This window comes from Mycobacterium sp. (assembly GCF_040509115.1).
Taxonomy (GTDB): Bacteria; Actinomycetota; Actinomycetes; order Mycobacteriales; family Mycobacteriaceae; genus Mycobacterium.
This window is the reverse complement of sequence record NZ_JBEVLO010000501.1, coordinates 1-3,228: the sequence shown is the minus strand read 5'-3', so window position 1 is coordinate 3,228 and position 3,228 is coordinate 1. Positions and strand designations below refer to the sequence as shown.

At 64.9% G+C, this 3,228-nt stretch carries 2 protein-coding genes; both read right to left on the bottom strand.

The features are described from left to right. Window positions 1-575 precede the first annotated feature (575 nt). Window positions 576-1,694, bottom strand: a complete 1,119-nt coding sequence (locus ABW137_RS33875; protein WP_526407008.1) for an IS110 family RNA-guided transposase — start codon at window positions 1,692-1,694, stop codon at window positions 576-578. A gap of 206 nt (window positions 1,695-1,900) precedes the next feature. Next, window positions 1,901-3,097 (bottom strand): IS256 family transposase, encoded by a 1,197-nt coding sequence (locus ABW137_RS33870; protein ID WP_526407006.1) that lies wholly within the window; start codon window positions 3,095-3,097, stop codon window positions 1,901-1,903. Window positions 3,098-3,228 lie beyond the last annotated feature (131 nt).

Below are 3,228 nucleotides of genomic sequence, written 5' to 3'. Positions count from 1 at the left end.
CCGCTGCATCGGTCGACCTACACCGACGAGTTGCTGAACGCCTACGAAGTCGCACAAGGCTTGTCGGGAATGCGTGAATCCGACTGGGTAGATTATCACAATACGGTGGTAGTTCCAAGCCAAAGTACTGCTTGTCCACTAGGTCGTGATGCCCTCATAGTTCGTCGCCGCAGACGCCAGGAAGTGCTTTCTCCTCCAACTTAAGTTTCCGTTCCGGCGCAGTCAGAGCCTGTTTGAGAATGGTTGCGGCGGCTCGGGTCGGCATGATTCTCATGTTCGTTGTCAACGAGTTGGATCGTGAGTATTCGCCGCGTGCAGCGTTGTCCGGCCAGTCGGGGTTGCCCAGGGGAGGACGCGGCGGCGCAAGACGACGGTTGATCAGACTCTGATGCGCGGGTTGGTTACCGCAGGACCGGTGTTCGTCTTGGGCCTTCCTCTGTCTCAAAGTCGCGGGTTGGTGCCGCCGAATCAGATCGAGGGTTGCCCTGACCTGCCGCCGCGCCCACCCCTGGGCAACGAAGTATCTTCGCTCTTCCTTTCCCGGTTGCCGCTTTCTTGCTTGGGCGGAAACAGATCTATGCGGGCGTGATGACGGGCTGCGCCATACGGGCAATGGCCCGGACGAATGCCGCCATCTCGCGGGCGATCGCGACCACGATGACGTTCTGCGGTTTGCCGGTTTTCTGTAGGCGCCGGTAGCGGGTGCACAGGCGGACCTGTGCTTTCCAGGCGGCGGCTCTGATCGTCTCGGGCAGACCCTCGTTGCGCCGGGTGATGTCCTCGCCCATGCGGGCGGGGAGCCGGTAGGTCCATGCCCCTTCCACCAGGACGCGGCGGGCCCGGGTGTTGCCCGCCTTGGTGATGTTGCCGCGGGCGACTTTGCGTCCCGACGAGTGTTCCTTGGGCACCAGGCCGAGCCATGCCATCAGCTGCCGCGGCGAGGCAAACCGGCCGAAATCGCCGATCTCGGCCACCAGGGTCACGGCCGACATCAGCGCCACGCCCCGCATCGACTGGATGGCGGTGACCACGCCGGCCAGCGACCAGGCCGGCAGCAGCTTGCGGATGGCGTCCTCATGGCGGGCCTGCCGGGCACAGGCCATCTCCGTGCGTTGGATCAGCTCCTCGAACACGATCTGTTCGGCGGGATGGGAGAAGCCCTGCCGGGCCAGCCAGGCCCGATGCGCTCGGGTCCAGTGCTGACGCGTCGGCATGGCACGGTCGTGGCGCAGCAGAAAGGACAGCACCAACTGGCGTGAGCGCCGGACCTCCTGCATCGCGGTCTGACGGCCGCGGATCAGCTCGCGCATCGCCTCGTGGTCGGCATCGGGCACCCACACGCCTTGCAGCTCTCCGGCGCGGAACAGCGAGGCCAGCATCGTCGCGTCCCGCCGGTCCGTCTTGATGTGCCCGCCTGGCTTGGTCGGGATCAGCGAGGGTGCGATCACCAGGCAGGGGTGGCCCAGCGCCAGGATCTGCCGATACAGCCCATACCCACACGGACCGGCCTCATAGCAGAAGCTCAGCACCGGGTGCTTGGCCGCGAGTTTCGTCACCAGCTTGCGCACCGCCTCGGCCTGGTTCGGGATCGTGCCCCAGAACCGCACCTCCCCGCGCAAGCCGCCGTCCGCAATGGCCACGGCCAGCGTGTCCTTGCTGTTGTCGAACGCCACGTATGTCGTCGTATGCTCCACCACGGTTCGTCCCCCATGCTTGAGGCTCTGGACCGCCAACCGGTCCAACCCTCGACCCAGCATGACAAGGGACGAGCCACCAAGGGCCACGAACATGCGGTCTCAAGCTTGGGATGTGGACCCGAGAGAGCCGTGGCCGAATGGCCGAGATTGGATCGTGCCCCTTGGCGTGGTGTAGCAGCGGGTCCTCGGCTGATCCGAGTTGATCAGGCGGCCACGCCGGGCAGCTTGATGATGGGATCGTTGCTGATAGGAGCGAGGCTTTCAAGGCTCATGTAGCGGCGTCCAACGACCCACTCGTCGTTTTGTTCGATCATCAGCGCGCCGGTGAGGCGGATGACGGCGGCATCATTGGGGAAAATGCCGACGACATCGCTGCGTCGCTTGATTTCGCCATTGAGGCGCTCGAGCGGGTTGGTGCTGCTGATCTGCGGCCAATGCTCGCGCGGGTATGCGGTGTAGGCGAGAACGTCATCGCGCGCCTCGTCCATCAATAGCGCGAGCTTGGGTGCGCGCTCGCGCAGGGCTTGGGCAACGTTGTTCCATTGATCGATGGCGTCCTGCGCCGTCTCCTGGGCGAAGATGGTCTTGATCATCGCCGTGACTGCCGGGCGCTGTTTGGCCGGGACATGCGCGAGCGCGTTGCGCATCCAGTGAACGCGGCAGCGCTGAAGCGTGGCGTGGAAAATCTTCGAGGCGGCCGCGCGCAGCCCTTTGTGGTCGTCGGCGATGACAAGCTTGGTGCCGCGCAGACCGCGATCGGCCAAGGAACGCAGAAAGCCCTTCCAGAACGCTTCCGCCTCCGAGGGGCCAGTGGCCACGCCAAGCACTTCGCGACGGCCGTCGGTATTGACGCCGACGGCGATTATGACCGCCGTCGAGACGATGCGCCCGGCTTGTCGCGCTTTGACGTAGGTGGCGTCGATCCAGAAATAGGGCCATTCACCCTCGATCGGGCGGGTGAGGAACGCATTCACGCGCTCATCGATCTCCTCGACGAGCCGACTGACCTGACTCTTGGAGACGCCGGATGCGCCCATGGCGCGGATCAGGTCATCGACCGAGCGGGTGGAGACGCCGTGCACGTAGGCCTCTTGGATGACCGCGGTCAGCGCCTTCTCCGCTGTGCGCCGCGGTTCGAGGAAAGAGGGGAAGTAACTCCCACGCCGCAGCTTCGGGATATCGAGTTCGATCCGCCCGGCCCGCGTATCCCAGGCCCGCTCGCGATAGCCGTTGCGCTGTACCTGTCGTCCCGGATCGCGCGCGCCGTGTGCGGCGCCGGTGCGGGCTTCAACTTCGGCTTCCATCAGCCGCTCGGCTGCGAACGCCAACATCGCTCGCACGAGATCACTATCGGCGCTCTTCTCCACCAGCTCGATCAGCGCCATCCTGTCCTCGGTCATCGTCGTCTCCGTCAAAGAGTTCAAGGTCGCAACTCGAACCTTAGCCGGACGACCGACGATGGCCGCCAGATCGCGACGCCACCGCTGTGGATAAGTCGCCCGCCTACGCCAGACTCTTGACGGTCGCTACG